The following is a 17,182-nucleotide window of genomic DNA, read 5'->3' as shown; positions in this document are numbered from 1 at the left end:
ATTTGATTGCGTGCCGCACGCGGACAAACAAATAGGCTCCGCGTACGACACTCAAACACCGAATCACATATTCGGATAGTTAGGACCACCGCCGCCCTCAGGCGTGACCCACACGATGTTCTGCGTCGGGTCCTTGATGTCGCAGGTTTTGCAATGCACGCAGTTCTGCGCATTGATCACGAGACGCTCGCTGCCGTCGTCGTTCTTCACGAACTCGTATACAGCGGCCGGGCAATAGCGCGCTTCCGGGCCGGCATAGGTCTGCCAGTTCACGTTCACCGGCACCGAAGGATCTTTTAGCGTCAGGTGAGCCGGCTGGTTCTCTTCGTGATTGGTGTTCGAGATGAACACTGAAGAGAGCCGGTCGAACGTCAGCTTCCCATCTGGCTTCGGATACACGATCTGCTTGCATTGCGAAGCGGGTTTGAGCATTTCGTGGTCCGAGTGCTGGTGATGCAGCGTCCAGGGTACGTTGCCGCCCAGCAGCTTCTGCTCGACGCCGACCATCAGGGTGCCGAGGTACAGGCCCTTGCTCATCCACTGCTTGAAGTTGCGCGCACGATGCAGTTCCGTGTGCAGCCACGAGGTCTTGAACGACTCCGGATAGGCCGTCAGCTCATCGCTGGTGCGGCCTGCCTGCACGGCATCGAATGCCGCATCGGCGGCCAGCATGCCGGTCTTGATGGCCGCGTGCGAACCCTTGATCCGTGACGCGTTCAGGAAACCGGCATCGTCACCGACCAGCGCGCCACCCGGGAACACCAGCTTCGGCAGCGACAGCAGGCCACCTGCGGTGATCGCCCGCGCGCCGTACGACACGCGCTTGCCGCCTTCGAGCACCGCGCGGATCGCCGGATGCGTCTTGTAGCGCTGGAATTCCTCGAACGGTGACAGATACGGGTTCGTGTAGCCGAGACCGACCACAAAACCCACCACCACCTGGTTGTTGTCCATGTGATACAGGAACGAACCACCGTACGTGTCGTTTTCCAGCGGCCAGCCGGCCGTATGCATCACCAGACCCGGCTTGTGCTTCGCCGGATCGATTTCCCACAGTTCCTTGATGCCGATCCCGTAGACCTGCGGATCGACGCCTTCGCGCAGCTTGAACTTATCGTTCAGTTGACGGCCCAGATGCCCGCGCGCGCCTTCGCAGAACAGCGTGTACTTCGCGTGCAGTTCCATGCCGAGCTGGAAGTTCTCGGTCGGCTGACCATCCTTGCCAATGCCCAGATTGCCGGTGGCGACGCCTTTGACGGAGCCGTCGTCGTTATAGAGGATTTCAGCGGCCGGAAAGCCCGGGAAAATCTCGACGCCCGCCGTTTCAGCCTGCTGACCCAGCCAGCGTGTGACGTTCGCGAGGCTGATCACGTAGTTGCCGTGGTTCTTGAAGTTGTCCGGCAGCGCCCAGGTCGGCACGCTCTTCGAGCCGGTTTCCGTGAGGAACAGGAACTTGTCTTCGGTCACGTCCACCGTGAGCGGCGCGCCTTTTTCCTTCCAGTCCGGAATCAGTTCGGTGATGGCGCGCGGATCCATCACCGCGCCCGACAGGATATGAGCCCCGATCTCCGAGCCTTTTTCCAGTACGCACACGCCAATCTCGACGCCTTTTTCAGCCGCCAGCTGCTTCAGGCGGATCGCCGCGGACAGGCCAGCCGGGCCGCCGCCGACGATCACCACGTCGTATTCCATCGACTCGCGCGGACCGTACTGCTCAATGAGACTTGCGGGGGTCATTGATGCTCCTCTTACCGTTAGAATGCTTTTTTCGGGATCGTATTGTGGGCGATGGTCTCCGCCACTGCAACCAGATGAGCATAGATTAGCACGATCGTTCTATTTCTATGATACGGTATGACCCGCAGTGACGGTCCTACCGCACCTGTCAACCGCGTCTGTAACAACAACCGAACAAGGGAACGACAATGGGCCGTTCGATCAATCTGGAAGGCAAGGTCGCGCTGATCACCGGCGCCTCAAGCGGGTTGGGGAAGCGCTTTGCTCAAGTATTGTCGCAGGCAGGCGCCAAGGTCGTCCTGGCAAGCCGCCGCACCGAGCGTCTGAAGGAATTGCGCGCCGAGATCGAAGCCTCCGGCGGCGCGGCCCACGTTGTTTCGCTCGACGTCACGGATTATCAGAGTATCAAGTCGGCCGTTGCCCACGCGGAAACCGAAGCGGGCACGATCGACATTCTGGTGAACAATTCAGGCGTGTCGACCACGCAGAAGCTCTCGGAAGTCACGCCGGCCGACTTCGAATACGTGTTCGACACTAACACGCGCGGCGCTTTCTTCGTTGCCCAGGAAGTCGCCAAGCGCATGATCATGCGCGGCAATAGTGCGCAGAAGCCGTCATACCGGATCATCAATATCGCGTCGATGGCGGGCTTGCGGGTGCTGCCGCAGATCGGCCTGTACTCGATGAGCAAGGCCGCCGTTGTCCATATGACGAAAGCCATGGCGCTGGAGTGGGGCAAGCACGGTATCAACGTGAATGCCATCTGCCCGGGCTATATCGATACCGAGATCAACCATCATCACTGGTCGACCGAGCAGGGGCAGAAGCTGGTGTCGATGCTGCCGCGCCATCGTGTCGGCAAGCCGGAGGACCTGGATGGCCTGTTGCTGCTGCTGGCGGCCGACGAATCGCAGTTCATCAATGGCTCGGTGATTGCCGCCGACGATGGGTTCGGGCTCGCCTGAACGCGGCTTTGGGGCGCCGGGGGGCGCTATACAACGCGTGCGCCGCTGTCGTGGGGCTTTGCAGTGCTTCATGCCGGTGCCGCTTCGGACCGCCGTCGCCTCGGATTATCCCGCTGTCGAAGAAACTGTTATACGCGCGCGGGCCTTCTGCCGAAAGAATGCTCGCGTTATCTTGCTTGTCATTTTTGCGCCGGCCCACGTGCCGGCTTCAACCTGGTTCCAACCCGTTAAAGAAGTACGATGAGCGATTTTCACGCAGTTTTTGAGATGTCGATGCCGATCCGCTGGGGCGACATGGACGCATTCGGCCATGTGAACAACACGGTCTATTTCCGTTACATGGAGCAGGTGCGGATTTCCTGGTTCGAGCAACTGGGTCTGGCCGGCAGCAACGCCGACGGGCAGGGGCCGGTGATCGTCAATGCATCGATGGAGTTTCTCAAGCAGTTGCACTATCCCGGCGATGTAATCGGCCGGATGTCCGTGGCCACCCCCGGCCGCAGCAGCTTTGACACCGGGTTCGAACTCGTGCGCGCCGACGAGCCGGACACCGTCTATGCCCGTGGCGCCGCGCGCTGCGTGTGGATCGACTACGCCGCAGGCAAGTCGGTACCGGTTCCGGATATGTTGCGCGCGACCATCGAGCGCGCGGCGCTGGTCAAGGCGGCGTAGTAGCAACTTTGCGTGAAAGCCGCTGCGCGAGTTAGCGCCGCGCGCGTTACGAGCTGCCTCAGAGCCGATTTGCCAGCGCCGGGCTTTGTGCCCGAGCCGCCAAAGCCGAGGCGCTCAGTGCCGGGTCCTCAGTGCCCGAGCAAACGCTGCAAAAGCTCGGTCGCGTTCCCCGTGTCGTATTTGCGCATCAACCGCGCGCGGTAGACATCGACCGTGCGCGGGCTGATATCCAGCGCCCGTCCGATCTGCTTGCTGGTTTTGCCCGTCACCAGTTGCGCGGCGATTTCCCGCTCGCGCGGCGTCAATTCGACCGCTACGCGCCGCGTCGCGCTCAAATCCTCGAACGTCCATACACCGGCTGCATGCGGGTCGGCGCGTTGCTGCGCGCGGCCTGTCACGTGGCACCAGAACAATTCCCCGTTCGCCCGCTTCATGATCCGGTCGTCGGCGTAGCTGCCTTGCGCGGTCATGATCGGCGGAATTCGCGCGCCGATCCGCTCGAATTCGTCCGTCGACGGGTACAGCACCTGGAACGACTGGCCGAGCAGCGCCCCGCGCGCGCAGCCGAATATCGACGCCAGCTCGTCGTTACAGTCTTCGATGATCCGTTCGCGCGACAGCACGAGCCCGATCGGGGCGAGGTGAAACGCGGTTTGGTAATCCAGTGCGGGCATGGGGTGGCGGCAAGTACTTATGTATTTTTGCGTATTGTGCCGCATGGCACGGCCAGCGTACTCTTTCGGGCACATGACAACGCGACGAAGCGTCCGCAGCAGGCATTGGCGCGAGGCAGGGCAAGTCGAGCGCAGGGATGACCGCGGATGACTAGAATGACGTGTCGGGCGTTTGCCCGCTGAGCGTCATATCGAAGTCGCAACGAACCGGATTCGGGTTTCCATAAAGGAAGGGACAAACGATGAACAAGGTCTATCCAGGCGCGGCTGAAGCGCTGAAAGACATCGTCAAGGACGGGCAGACGTTTGCCGTCGGCGGCTTCGGGCTGTGCGGCATTCCCGAGGCGCTGATCGCGGCGCTGCGCGATTCGAAGGTGCAGGGCATCACCTGCATCAGCAACAATGCGGGCGTCGACGGTTTTGGCCTCGGTCTGTTGCTCGAAACGCGCCAGGTCAAGAAGATGATTTCGTCGTACGTGGGCGAAAACAAGGAGTTCGAGCGCCAGTATCTGGCCGGCGAACTCGAACTCGAATTCACGCCGCAAGGCACGCTCGCCGAGAAACTGCGCGCGGGCGGCTCGGGCATTCCGGCCTTCTTCACCAATACCGGCTACGGCACGCTGATTGCCGAGGGCAAAGAAACCCGTCAGTTTGGCGAAAACCACTACGTCCTCGAACATTCGCTGACGGCTGACGTTGCCTTGGTCAAGGCGTGGAAGGCTGACAAATCGGGCAACCTCGTCTATCGCCGCACCGCGCGCAACTTCAACCCGATGTGCGCGATGGCCGGCAAGATTACCGTGGTGGAAGTCGAGGAAATCGTTGAAGTGGGCGAACTCGATCCGGATGCGATCCACACGCCGGGCATTTTCGTGCAGCGCATTGTGCTCAATGCGAATCCGGAAAAACGCATTGAACAACGCATCGTCCGCGCGAAAGGAGATTGATCATGGCATGGACTCGTGACGAAATGGCCGCACGCGCGGCGAAGGAATTGCAGGACGGTTTCTACGTGAACCTGGGCATCGGCTTGCCGACGCTGGTGGCGAACCACGTGCCGGCGGGCGTCGAAGTATGGCTGCAGTCGGAGAACGGCCTGCTCGGCATCGGCCCGTCGCCGACCGAAGAAGAAGTGGACGCCGATCTGATCAACGCCGGCAAGCAGACGGTGACCACGTTGCCCGGTTCGTCGATTTTCTCGTCGGCGGATTCGTTCGCGATGATTCGCGGCGGCCACATCAACCTGGCGATTCTCGGCGCGATGCAGATCAGCAAGAAGGGCGATCTGGCCAATTGGATGATCCCAGGCAAGATGATCAAGGGCATGGGTGGCGCGATGGATCTGGTCGCGGGCGTCAAGCGCGTGGTCGTGCTGATGGAACATGTCGCGAAGGGCGACCAGCACAAGATCCTCGAAGAGTGCACGTTGCCGCTGACGGGCGTGGGCGTGGTCGATCAGATCATCACTGACCTCGGCGTGATCGAAGTGACGGAAGACGGTCTGAAGCTGACTGAACTGGCGCCGGGCGTCAGCGTCGAGGAAATCAAGGCGAAGACGGGCGCGCCGCTGGATGTGAGCGCGGTGAGCTGAAGGGCTTTATGAGCCGCCAGCCTCGGTCCATGTGATCGGCAGCCGGCAGCAATGCAAGTTGCCTTGTGGTCGTGGGCGGCGTACGAAGCGAGTTGTAAACGGGCGAGGCGCGAGTCTCGCCCGTTTTGTTTGGTGCCGTCTTTTGTGCCGTTTTGCGCGGCCCGCAGCGGGGTGCCTGCGCTTGGGGCTTTACCTTGCGGCATCCTGGTCAGTCCTGGGCCGTTTGGCCGATCCTTGCCGCGCGGCAAAGCGGTTTACAATCTTTCGAAGATTGGACGCTTATTGATCCCTGCTGTGCCCAGGCCGAATCCGCAGCGTTTTTGCAAGGAACCCAGATGACCGAAACGTCCACTTCCACCGCCGTGCGGTCCGCACCGCGCCAACGTTATGTGCAGTGCGCGAGCGCCGGTGGCTTGCATCGGATCGCCTACACCGAGTGGGGCGACCCGGCAAACCCGCGTGTGCTGCTGTGCGTGCACGGTTTGACGCGCTCGGGGCGCGATTTCGACCGCCTTGCGGCGGAATTCGCCGGCACTTACCGCGTGGTGTGTCCGGATGTGGCGGGGCGGGGCTTGTCATCCTGGCTCGCGAACCCCAACTTCTATAGCGTGCCGCAGTACGTCGCCGACATGGTCACGCTGATCGCGCGCCTGAACGTCGAAACGGTCGACTGGTTCGGCACCTCGATGGGCGGTCTGATCGGGCTCGCACTTGCTGGCTTGCCCGAAACACCGATCCGCAAAATGCTATTGAACGACGTTGGTCCGCATCTGGAGCCGGCGGCCGTGCAGCGCATCGGCGATTACCTCGGCAAGCCCGTGCGTTTTGAAACGCTGCAGCAGGGCATCGATTACGCCGCGCTGCTTGCACAAACCTTCGGTCCGCTCACGCCAGAGGAGTGGCGCGAGATCAATACACCGCTTTTGCACGAGCAGGACGGCGCGTGGTTGCTCCGGTACGATCCGCGGATCGCACAGCCGTTTGCCGCCACGACCGAAGAGGCGGTCAAACTCGGCGAGGCCGCGCTGTGGCATTCGCTGGCTGCGTTTCAGGGGCCTGTGCTGGTGGTGCGTGGCGAGCAATCTGACCTGCTTTCGCGTGAGACCGTCGCGAAGATGGTCGAGACCGGGCGTGCTGTATCGAGTGCGGAGATCGCGGGTGTCGGGCATGCGCCGGCGTTTCTGTCGGCCGATCAGATCGACCTCGCGAGGCGGTTCTTTATCGGTCCGGCCGCCAACGCGTCATAATACAGAGTTCAGCGTGGCGTCCTTAAGCCTTGAGCGAGTGGGCGCAATGCGAAACGCACCTTCGATCAATTTTTAACCAACCTCAGGATTCTTCATGGCAGTCATTCGTCACCACGTCGGCAAGCGCCTCTCGGAAATCGCCGTGCACAACGGTACCGTGTACCTCGCGGGCCAGATTGCCGAAGACGATGATCAGGACATCACGGGTCAGACGCGCGAAGTGCTGGGCCATATCGACCGTCTGCTGGGCGAAGTCAATAGCGACAAGTCGCAGTTGCTGTCCGTGCAGATCTACATCTCGGACATGGTGCACTTCGCGGGCATGAACGCCGTGTGGGACGAGTGGGTCGCACAAGGCGATACGCCGCCGCGCGCCACCGTGGAAGCGAAGCTCGCGAATCCGAAGTGCCTCGTCGAAGTCGTCGTGGTCGCGGCGCAGCGCGCTTAAGCTGCGTCTCCCAACTGTTGCTGAAATTCCGTTGATCCGTCTGGCCCGGTGGGCCGTCGCACCATGACTACCGAAATCGTTACGAGCACCCTGGCACCCATCCCTTCCTTCGACGAAGCGATGGCGTTCGTGCGCGAGCATGCGGGTGAGGTGCGGCTCTCATCGGGTGAATTGCTGGCGGATCATGCGGCGGGTACGGCGTCGATCATGCGCACGCTGAACGTCGATCCGCCGGCTGTGCTGGCGGCGGCATTGTTTGCTCTGACGCCGCATCTGCAAGACCCGGAGCGCGTGATCGCCGATAACTTCGGTGAAGAAGTCGCGCAACTGGTCGGTGACGTGCGCAAGTTGCTGCGCCTGGGTACGGTGAGTTTGCGTGCCGCGCAGAATGCCATGCCTGAAGCGGGGCGAGATGCGCAGGCCGCACGCCGCGCGCAGGTCGAGGCGCTGCGCAAGATGCTGCTCGCGTTCGCGCAAGATATTCGCGTCGTGCTGATACGGCTCGCGTCGCGCTTGCAATCGCTGCGTTATTACGCGGCGGCGAAAATCACGCCGTCGCCTGATGTCGCGCGCGAGACGCTCGATATTTACGCGCCGCTCGCCAACCGTCTGGGTATCTGGCAACTGAAATGGGAGCTCGAGGATCTCGCGCTCCGCTTCGAAGAGCCGGTCACTTACAAGCGTATCGCCAAGCTGCTCGACGAGAAACGCGTGGAGCGCGAGAGCTATGTTGCGCAGGCGATCGAGCGGCTGCAGCAGGAATTGGCTGCGGCGAATGTTCAGGCCGAAGTCAGCGGCCGGCCTAAACATATCTATAGCATCTGGCGCAAGATGCGCGGCAAGGAACTGGATTTCGCCGAACTGTACGACGTGCGCGCGTTTCGCGTGATCGTGCCGGACATCAAGGATTGCTACACCGTGCTCGGCATCGTGCACAACCTGTGGCAGCCGGTGCCGAAAGAGTTCGACGACTACATCTCGCGGCCGAAGCCGAACGGCTACAAGTCGCTGCACACGGTTGTGATCGGCGACGACGGTCGTGCGTTCGAAGTGCAGATCCGCACGCAGGAAATGCATCAGTTCGCCGAATATGGCGTGGCGGCGCACTGGCGTTATAAGGAAGCGGGCACGCGTGGTTACGGCGGCCAGTTCAGCGCCAATGAGAAGTACGACGAGAAGATCGCGTGGTTGCGTCAACTGCTCGCGTGGAAAGACGAAGTCTCTGAAGGCGAGCACGGCGAGAAGCGCGCGGCGCAGCCGTGGGAGCAACTGCGGCAGGCTACGCTCGATGACGACCACATCTACGTGCTCACGCCGCAAGCGCGCGTGATTCCGTTACCCCACGGCGCGACGCCGGTGGACTTCGCCTATCACCTGCATAGCGAACTGGGGCACCGCTGCCGTGGCGCGCGTGTCGATGGCGCAATGGTGCCGCTCAACACACAATTGCAGAACGGTCAGACCGTCGAGATCGTCGCGGTGAAGGAGGGCGGTCCGTCGCGTGACTGGCTCAACCCACAACTCGGATATTTGCAGAGCCATCGGGCGCGGCAGAAAGTGCGCGCGTGGTTCAATGCGGTCGAAGTACAGGAGCACATCGCGAGTGGCCGAGCGATGGTCGAAAAAACCCTGCAGCGCGAAGGCAAGACGTCGGTCAATCTCGATCAGCTCGCCACCAAGCTCGGTTTCAAGGCCACCGACGACCTGTTCTCGGTGGTCGGCAAGGAAGAGTTCAGTCTTCGGCTCGTCGAGCAGGCGCTGCACGATGCGCCGCCGCCTGAGCCGATAGTCGAAGCGCCGGAACAGTTTGAGAAGCGCAGTAGTGGCGCGAGCGTCGCACGCGGGGCTTCCACGGGTGTGCTGGTGGTTGGCGTCGACGCGTTGCTCACGCAGCTCGCGCGCTGCTGCCGGCCCGCACCGCCTGACGACATCAGCGGGTTTGTCACGCGCGGCAAGGGCATGTCGATTCACCGCAGCGATTGCCCGACCTTCCTGCGCATGGCCGATCGCGCGCCGGAGCGTGTGTTGCAAACCGCGTGGTCGGCTGATGTCATGAGCGGCCGCGGACAATCGGTCTACCCCGTCGACCTCAGCATCGAGGCCACGGATCGGCAAGGTTTGCTGCGGGATATCTCCGAAGTTTTCGCGCGCGAGAAAGTGAATGTGATCGGCGTGAAAACGCAGTCGCGTCGTAATGCCGCATTCATGCAATTCACTGTCGAGGTATCGAGCGCGGCGCAAATTCAGCGTGCGTGTACGTTGCTTGGTGAAGTGACGGGCGTGGTGCGCGCTTCACGCAAGAATTGAAGTCCGGGCGAGATGCCGGGACGCCGGCAGGTATCGGCTAGACGCGCTCGAGCAGGTGAGTAGAAATTTAAAGTCGATGCATAAAAGTACTTGCCAAGCGGTGTGGTGCTCCATATAATCTCGTTTCTTCAGGCTCGTAGCTCAGCTGGTTAGAGCACCACCTTGACATGGTGGGGGTCGTTGGTTCGAGTCCAATCGAGCCTACCAACGAAAGAGAAATTCCGGTTTTGCCGGGGTTTCGCAAACTGCAGTAAGCGCCTCGGCGCAAAAAGGCGAGTAGGGTATGACACCGCGAACGTTGACCGAAACTACTTCGGAGCGACGCTAGTCGAGGACCACTTTCGCCAATGTAGTTTGCAGGAAATGTGAATGCGGCCCCTCGAAAGCGGGGCCGCATTTTTTTTGGTTTTTTGACCAGGTTGTATGTGCCGCCGCCGGTCGGCACCACGGAGAACGCAATGGTTTCGATACGTCTGCCTGACGGTTCTGTTCGACAGTACGAGCATCCGGTGACCGTCGCCGAAGTGGCCGCCTCGATCGGCCCAGGCCTCGCGAAGGCCGCGCTCGGCGGCAAGATCGACGGTGAACTGGTCGACACGTCCACGCTGATCGATCACGATGTGGCACTTGCCATCGTCACCGAGAAAGACGCCGACGGTCTCGACATCATTCGCCACTCCACGGCACATTTGCTCGCGTACGCGGTGAAGGATCTGTTCCCGGAAGCGCAAGTCACGATCGGTCCGGTGATCGACAACGGCTTCTACTACGACTTCGCATACAGCCGTCCTTTCACGCCCGAAGATCTCGAGAAGATCGAAAAGCGCATGCAGGAGCTCGCGAAGAAAGACGAGCCGGTTTCGCGCCGCGTGGTGTCGCGCGACGAAGCCGTGGACTACTTCAAGAGCATCGGCGAAAAGTACAAGGCTGAAATCATCGAATCGATTCCTGCCAGCGACGAAATCAAGCTGTACTCGCACGGCAGCTTCACCGATCTGTGCCGTGGTCCGCACGTGCCGTCTACTGGCAAGCTTAAGATCTTCAAGCTGATGAAGCTTGCAGGCGCCTATTGGCGCGGCGATTCGAAGAACGAGCAGTTGCAGCGCATCTACGGTACGGCCTGGACCAAGAAGGAAGACCAGGACGCCTATCTGCACATGCTCGAAGAGGCGGAAAAGCGCGACCACCGCAAGCTCGGCAAGCAACTCGATCTTTTCCACATGCAAGACGAGTCGCCGGGCATGGTGTTCTGGCATCCGCGTGGCTGGACGCTGTGGCAGCAGGTCGAGCAGTACATGCGCCGCCGCGTGAACGACGCCGGCTACCTCGAGATCAAGACGCCGATGATCATGGACCGCTCGCTCTGGGAGGCGTCGGGCCACTGGCAGAACTATCGTGAAAACATGTTCACGACCGAATCGGAAAAGCGCGACTACGCGATCAAGCCGATGAACTGCCCGGGTCACGTGCAGGTGTTCAACCATGGTCTGCGCTCGTATCGCGACCTGCCGCTGCGTTACGCGGAATTCGGTTCGTGCCACCGCAATGAGTCCTCGGGTGCGCTGCATGGCCTGATGCGCGTGCGTGGCTTCGTCCAGGACGACGCACACATTTTCTGTACCGAAGACCAGTTCATCAGCGAATCGATCGCGTTCAACACGTTGGCGATGAGCGTCTACAAGGATTTCGGCTTCGACAACGTCGAGATCAAGCTGTCGCTGCGCCCGGATTCACGTGCCGGGACCGATGAGACATGGGATCGTGCCGAGCAGGGTCTGCGCGATGCGCTGACGGCCTGCGGCGTGACGTGGGAAGAATTGCCGGGCGAGGGCGCATTCTATGGCCCGAAAGTCGAATATCACATCAAGGACGCCCTCGGCCGCTCGTGGCAGTGTGGTACGTTGCAGCTCGATATGGTGCTGCCGGAGCGCCTGGGCGCCGAATACGTCGCCGAAGACAACGGCCGTCGCCGCCCGATCATGCTGCACCGGGCAATCGTCGGATCAATGGAGCGCTTTCTCGGTATTCTGATCGAGCACCATGCCGGTGCAATGCCGTCGTGGCTCGCGCCCATGCAGGTTGTGGTGATGAATATCGCGGAAAATCAGGCCGAATACGCACAGTCGCTAGCCCAATCGTTGCAAAAACAAGGGGTTAGAGTAGAGGCCGATTTGCGCAACGAGAAGATTAGCTATAAAATACGGGAGCACACGCTAGAAAAGGTGCCGTACCTGCTTGTGGTCGGCGACAAAGAGCGTGAAGCCCAAACGGTAGCCGTGCGTGCCCGTGGTGGTGTCGATCTTGGTGTGATGCCTCTCGATACCTTCATTGAGCGTCTGCGCCAGGACGTGCAGTCGTTCAACTGAGCCACTTGGCAGCCCGGCTCGTTTTTTTAATTTTTAGAGGAAACGTAACATCGCTACTGATAAGTCTGCGCACCGCATCAACGGTGAGATTACAGCACCCGAGGTGCGTCTGGTCGGAGTCGAGAACGAACCGCTCGGCATCGTGAAACTCGCTGATGCGTTCCGGATGTCGGAACAGCAAGACGTGGATCTGGTCGAAATCGCTCCGCAAGCGGTCCCGCCGGTCTGCCGTTTGATGGACTACGGCAAGTTCAAGTACTCGGAAGCGAAGAAGCAGCACGAGGCCAAGCTCAAGCAGAAGGTCGTCCAGGTCAAGGAAGTTAAATTCCGCCCGGGCACTGATGACGGCGATTACAACGTCAAGCTGCGCAACCTCATCCGCTTCCTCGACGACGGCGACAAGACGAAAATCACGTTGCGTTTCCGTGGCCGCGAAATGGCTCACCAGGAAATCGGCATGCGCGTGCTTGAGCGCCTGCGCACGGACCTTGACGAAGTCGGTCAGGTCGAGCAGATGCCGAAAATGGAAGGTCGCCAGATGATCATGGTGATCGCTCCGAAGAAAAAGAAGTAAGCGGCTGGAGCGGCGGCGCGCCGTAGGGTGCGTGCTCCGGTTGTTAAAGATTGAAACGATGCTGTGCCGGGTGTCCGGCGCGGTATCGGCAGGTTTCGGATCGGTGTCTATGTAAATGGGCGCCGTTTCCTGAAAAGCGGCTGCCGGCAGTAGCGGCGGTCTGCATACCAAGTGGAATGGGTTTCGAAGGGCGGGTAATGGCCATCTGGTCGACCGCACACCCATATCCATCTAATAATGGAGTTGTCATGCCGAAGATGAAGACCAAGAAGAGTGCTGCAAAGCGCTTCGTGGTGCGTCCGGGCGGTACCGTCAAGCGCGGTCAAGCCTTCAAGCGCCACATCCTGACGAAGAAGACCACCAAGGTCAAACGCCATTTGCGCGGTTCCACGGAAGTTCATCATGCAGATATGAATTCCGTGCGCGCAATGCTGCCGTTCGCTTAACCCTTAACCGAAACTCATAGGAGCGCAACATGCCTCGAGTAAAACGTGGGGTTACCGCACGGGCCCGTCACAAGAAGATCATCAAGCTGGCCAAGGGTTACCGCGGCCGTCGCAATAACGTCTATCGCATCGCCAAGCAGGCGGTCATGCGCGCAGGCCAATACGCCTACCGCGATCGCCGCAACAAGAAGCGTGTGTTCCGTGCATTGTGGATCACGCGTATCAACGCGGCGGTGCGTCAGCACGACATGACGTACAGCGTGTTCATCAACGGCCTGAAGAAGGCTTCGATCGAACTCGACCGCAAGGTGCTGGCCGACATGGCTGTGTTCGACAAGGCTGCTTTTGCTGCGATCGTTCAGCAGGTGAAAGCCGCCGTTGCAGCCTGATTGCGCTTTGGGCAATTAAACTGCGTGGTTCGTTGCAGCGAACATCCGGTAGTCTCGGTGACGCTGCAGCAAAAACGGGGCTCCTCACCGAGCCCCGTTTTTGTTGGTAGAGCCAGTTTTGCTTCGATAGAACACTGACGTTGAAATGATGGGATCAATGGATCTGGACCAGATTGTCGCCGACGCGCAAAAAGCCTTCGCAGAAGCCTCTGACGTCACCACCCTCGAGAACGAGAAAGCACGCTTTCTCGGCAAATCGGGTGCGCTGACCGAGCTATTGAAGGGCCTTGGCAAGCTCGATCCCGAAACGCGCAAGACCGAAGGCGCACGGATCAACCTCGTCAAGCAACAGGTGGAAGCCGCGTTGACGGCCCGCCGTCAGGCGCTGGCCGACGCGTTGCTGAACCAGCGCCTCGCCGCTGAAGCCATCGACGTCACGCTGCCCGGCCGTGGCACCGGTGCAGGCAGTCTGCACCCGGTCATGCGCACATGGGAGCGCGTCGAACAGATTTTCCGGTCGATCGGATTCGACGTGGCCGACGGCCCCGAAATCGAAACCGACTGGTACAACTTCACCTCGCTGAACAGCCCGGAAAACCATCCGGCGCGTTCAATGCAGGACACCTTCTACGTCGACGGCAAAGATGCCGACGGCCGTCAACTGCTGCTGCGCACGCACACCAGCCCGATGCAGGTGCGCTACGCGCGTACCAACACGCCGCCGATCAAGGTGATCGTGCCGGGCCGCACGTATCGTGTGGACAGCGATGCAACGCACTCGCCGATGTTCAATCAGGTTGAAGGCCTGTGGATCGACGAGAACATCAGCTTCGCGGACCTGAAGGGCGTCTACTCCGACTTCCTCAAGAAATTCTTCGAGCGCGACGATATTCAGGTGCGCTTTCGTCCGTCGTACTTTCCGTTCACCGAACCGTCGGCAGAAATCGACATGCTGTTCGAAACGGGCAAGAACGCCGGCAAGTGGCTCGAAATTTCGGGTTCCGGCCAGGTTCACCCCACGGTGATCCGCAACATGGGCCTCGACCCCGAGCGTTACATCGGCTTTGCTTTCGGCAGTGGCCTCGAGCGGCTCACGATGTTGCGTTATGGCGTGCAAGACCTGCGTCTGTTCTTCGAAAACGACCTGCGTTTCCTGCGTCAATTCGCTTGAACCGGCGCGTACGAACGCGACAAGCATAGAGCGCGGCACTGCACGCAGTGCCGCAGCAGCGTCCCCGGCAGTGCTCGTCAATGACGAGTATCGAAGCACCTGCCGGACGTGGACCTAACCTGATCAGAACGTACACAGAACCATGCAATTCCCGGAATCCTGGCTGAGAACCTTTGTCGACCCGCAACTGACGACCGATGAGCTGTCGCACGCGTTGACGATGGCGGGACTCGAAGTCGAAGACCTGCGGCCGGCCGCGCCGCCGACCTCGAAGATCGTCGTCGGCCAGGTGCTGGAAGTCGTCAAGCACCCGGACGCGGATAAGCTCAACGTGTGTCAGGTCGACGCCGGCACGGGCGCGACGCTGAACATCGTGTGCGGTGCACCGAATGTCGCGCCGGGCATTAAGGTGCCGGTCGCGTTAGTTGGCGCGCAACTGCCGCCCGCCGAAGAAGGCGGCACGCCATTCGCGATCAAGCTCTCGAAGCTGCGCGGCGTGGAAAGCCAGGGCATGCTGTGCTCGGCACGCGAACTGAAGCTCTCGGAAGATCATAGCGGCCTGATGATCCTGCCGGAAGATACGCCGATCGGCCAGGACATCCGCGAAACGCTCAATCTCGACGATACCGTTTTCGAAATCAAACTGACGCCGAACAAGGCGGACTGCCTGTCGGTGTTCGGCGTGGCGCGCGAAACCTCGGCCATCACCGGTGCGCCGCTGCGCCCGCTCGAGATCAAGCCAGTCGAAGTCAAGCTCAACGAAACGTTGCCCGTCAAAATCTCGGCGCCCGATCTGTGCGGCCGTTTTTCGGGTCGCGTGATTCGCGGCGTGAATGCGCGCGCGAAGTCACCGCAATGGATGGTGCAGCGTCTGGAGCGTTCGGGTCAGCGCAGCATCTCCGCGCTCGTCGACATCTCGAACTACGTGATGCTCGAACTGGGCCGTCCGTCGCACGTGTTCGATCTGGACAAGATCCACGGCGGCATGGACGTGCGTTGGGGCCGCAAGGGCGAAACGCTCAAGCTGCTGAACGGCAACACCGTCGAACTCGATGAAACCGTCGGCGTGATCGCCGATGAACAGCACATCGAAAGTCTCGCCGGCATCATGGGCGGCGACAGCACGGCAGTTACGCTCGACACCACCAACATCTACCTCGAGGCGGCGTTCTGGTGGCCGGATAGCATTCGCGGCCGCTCGCGCAAGTACAACTTCTCGACCGATGCAGGCCATCGTTTCGAGCGCGGCGTCGATTACGCGACCACCGTCGACCATATCGAACGCATCACGCAACTGATCCTCGATATCTGCGGCGGCGAAGCCGGCCCGGTCGACGATCAAACCGTCAACGTGCCGAAGCGTGAGCCGGTGAAGATGCGGGTTTCGCGTGCGAATCGCATTATCGGCATCAAGATCGATACGGACGAAATCGCGCAGATCTTCACGCGCCTCGGCCTTACCTTCGAGCGCGAGGGCGATACGTTCTCGGTGATGCCGCCGTCGTACCGCTTCGATATCGAAATCGAAGAAGACCTGATCGAAGAAGTGGCGCGTATCTACGGCTTCGAAAAGATCCCGGCCCGTCCGCCGGTTGCGACCAGCGAAATGCTGTCGACCAACGAAACGCAGCGCTCGATCCACGTGATCCGTCACGCGCTCGCCGCGCGCGATTACGCGGAAACGGTCAACTTCAGTTTCGTGGACGCCGAATGGGAGTCGGATTTCGCCGGCAACGACGGGCCGGTACGTCTGCTGAATCCGATTGCAAGCCAGTTGTCGGTCATGCGCACCACGCTCTTCGGCAGCCTGATCAGCGTTCTGCGCACGAATTTGAACCGTCGCGCGGCCGATCGCGTGCGCGTGTTCGAAGCCGGCCGCGTGTTCCTGCACGATCCGTCGATCAAGGCAGGCGAGCTGACGGTAGAGGGTTTCGCGCAGCCGAAGATGATTGGCGGTCTTGCCTACGGCCCCGCGCTCGAAGAGCAGTGGGGCGCGCAAACCCGCGCGGTCGATTATTTCGACGTGAAGGGCGATCTGGAAGCCGTGCTCGCGCCGGCAGTGGCGAGTTTCGTGAAAGCGGAGCATCCGGCATTGCATCCGGGCCGCAGCGCGCGTATTGAACTGAATGGCCGCGCAGTGGGTTGGATTGGCGAATTGCATCCGCGCTGGATGCAGAAATATGATTTGCCGCATGCGCCGATTCTGTTTGAAATCGAAGCAGAAGCATTAATGCAGCGCGTATTGCCGACCCCGGCGGAAGTGTCTAAATTCCAGCCGGTGCGTCGCGATATCGCGGTCGTTGTCGATCAGAAAATCGAGGTGCAGGCGCTGCTGGACGAGCTCCAGAAGGCTCAGTCCGAAGCGGCCTGCAAGACCGTCCAGAAGGTTGTGCTTTTCGACGAATTCCGTCCAAAATCAAACACTTCCGGTGGCCTGGCTGCTCACGAGAAAAGCCTTGCGTTCCGTGTGACCTTGCAAGATACTGGCGGGACCCTTCAGGATGAAACGGTCGATCTGGCCATTCAAACTCTGGTGGAACGTCTGGCTCGAGTATATGGCGCACGGTTGCGTGGATAACCCGCATTTAACATTTG

The 17,182-nt window shown here is 60.6% G+C and carries 15 protein-coding genes and 1 tRNA gene; 14 read left to right on the top strand and 2 right to left on the bottom strand.

The features are described from left to right. Nucleotides 1-63: 63 nt before the first annotated feature. Complete coding sequence (locus tag PQQ52_RS00150) at nt 64-1,737, bottom strand: electron transfer flavoprotein-ubiquinone oxidoreductase (RefSeq protein ID WP_408205734.1); 1,674 nt, start codon at nt 1,735-1,737, stop codon at nt 64-66. 188 nt (nt 1,738-1,925) lie between these two features. Between PQQ52_RS00150 and PQQ52_RS00145 the strand changes: the two genes are divergently transcribed. Then, nucleotides 1,926-2,702: an SDR family oxidoreductase gene (locus tag PQQ52_RS00145; protein WP_128591951.1), complete on the top strand. Its 777-nt coding sequence runs from the start codon at nt 1,926-1,928 to the stop codon at nt 2,700-2,702. Nucleotides 2,703-2,942: 240 nt separating this feature from the next. Next, nucleotides 2,943-3,374 carry an acyl-CoA thioesterase gene (locus PQQ52_RS00140; RefSeq protein WP_408205733.1) on the top strand — a complete coding sequence of 144 codons (432 nt, stop codon included), beginning with the start codon at nt 2,943-2,945 and terminating at the stop codon, nt 3,372-3,374. Between the two features lie 128 nt (nt 3,375-3,502). Here PQQ52_RS00140 and PQQ52_RS00135 read toward each other — a convergent pair whose 3' ends face one another. Beyond that, nucleotides 3,503-4,048 carry a LuxR C-terminal-related transcriptional regulator gene (locus PQQ52_RS00135; protein ID WP_408205731.1) on the bottom strand — a complete coding sequence of 182 codons (546 nt, stop codon included), beginning with the start codon at nt 4,046-4,048 and terminating at the stop codon, nt 3,503-3,505. Between the two features lie 242 nt (nt 4,049-4,290). On the opposite strand from PQQ52_RS00135, the gene PQQ52_RS00130 reads away from it, so the two are divergent. From PQQ52_RS00130 to pheT, 12 genes are all read left to right on the top strand, one after another. After that, nucleotides 4,291-4,995, top strand: coding sequence for a CoA transferase subunit A (locus PQQ52_RS00130; RefSeq protein ID WP_408205729.1), 705 nt, complete (start codon nt 4,291-4,293; stop codon nt 4,993-4,995). 2 nt (nt 4,996-4,997) lie between these two features. Next, the gene (locus PQQ52_RS00125) at nt 4,998-5,639 is read left to right on the top strand and encodes a CoA transferase subunit B (protein WP_074282763.1); all 642 of its coding nucleotides are present in this window, start codon (nt 4,998-5,000) and stop codon (nt 5,637-5,639) included. A gap of 335 nt (nt 5,640-5,974) precedes the next feature. Then, on the top strand, nt 5,975-6,886 hold the full coding sequence (locus PQQ52_RS00120; protein WP_408205727.1) for an alpha/beta fold hydrolase: 912 nt from the start codon (nt 5,975-5,977) through the stop codon (nt 6,884-6,886). Nucleotides 6,887-6,980: 94 nt separating this feature from the next. Further along, nucleotides 6,981-7,334, top strand: coding sequence for a RidA family protein (locus tag PQQ52_RS00115; RefSeq protein ID WP_325044240.1), 354 nt, complete (start codon nt 6,981-6,983; stop codon nt 7,332-7,334). 63 nt (nt 7,335-7,397) lie between these two features. Then, nucleotides 7,398-9,641 carry a RelA/SpoT family protein gene (locus PQQ52_RS00110; protein ID WP_408205725.1) on the top strand — a complete coding sequence of 748 codons (2,244 nt, stop codon included), beginning with the start codon at nt 7,398-7,400 and terminating at the stop codon, nt 9,639-9,641. Nucleotides 9,642-9,771: 130 nt separating this feature from the next. Continuing rightward, nucleotides 9,772-9,848, top strand: a tRNA-Val gene (locus tag PQQ52_RS00105). Between the two features lie 251 nt (nt 9,849-10,099). After that, a complete protein-coding gene (gene thrS / locus PQQ52_RS00100; RefSeq protein WP_408205723.1) occupies nt 10,100-12,007 on the top strand; it encodes a threonine--tRNA ligase in 1,908 nt (635 codons plus the stop codon). 49 nt (nt 12,008-12,056) lie between these two features. Continuing rightward, nucleotides 12,057-12,581 carry a translation initiation factor IF-3 gene (gene infC / locus PQQ52_RS00095; protein WP_325044246.1) on the top strand — a complete coding sequence of 175 codons (525 nt, stop codon included), beginning with the start codon at nt 12,057-12,059 and terminating at the stop codon, nt 12,579-12,581. Between the two features lie 248 nt (nt 12,582-12,829). Next, on the top strand, nt 12,830-13,027 hold the full coding sequence (gene rpmI, locus PQQ52_RS00090; protein WP_408205721.1) for a 50S ribosomal protein L35: 198 nt from the start codon (nt 12,830-12,832) through the stop codon (nt 13,025-13,027). 29 nt (nt 13,028-13,056) lie between these two features. Next, a complete protein-coding gene (rplT, locus tag PQQ52_RS00085) occupies nt 13,057-13,416 on the top strand; it encodes a 50S ribosomal protein L20 (RefSeq protein ID WP_006052502.1) in 360 nt (119 codons plus the stop codon). A 157-nt stretch (nt 13,417-13,573) separates the two neighbouring features. Next, nucleotides 13,574-14,587, top strand: coding sequence for a phenylalanine--tRNA ligase subunit alpha (pheS, locus tag PQQ52_RS00080; protein WP_074282769.1), 1,014 nt, complete (start codon nt 13,574-13,576; stop codon nt 14,585-14,587). A gap of 142 nt (nt 14,588-14,729) precedes the next feature. Further along, on the top strand, nt 14,730-17,165 hold the full coding sequence (gene pheT, locus PQQ52_RS00075) for a phenylalanine--tRNA ligase subunit beta (protein ID WP_408205719.1): 2,436 nt from the start codon (nt 14,730-14,732) through the stop codon (nt 17,163-17,165). The last annotated feature ends 17 nt before the right edge of the window (nt 17,166-17,182 follow it).

It is taken from the genome of Paraburkholderia sediminicola (assembly GCF_046030555.1).
In the GTDB taxonomy this organism is placed as follows: Bacteria; Pseudomonadota; Gammaproteobacteria; order Burkholderiales; family Burkholderiaceae; genus Paraburkholderia; species Paraburkholderia sediminicola_E.
The sequence above is the reverse complement of the archived record's forward strand: the minus strand, read 5'-3'. Positions and strand labels throughout refer to the sequence as shown.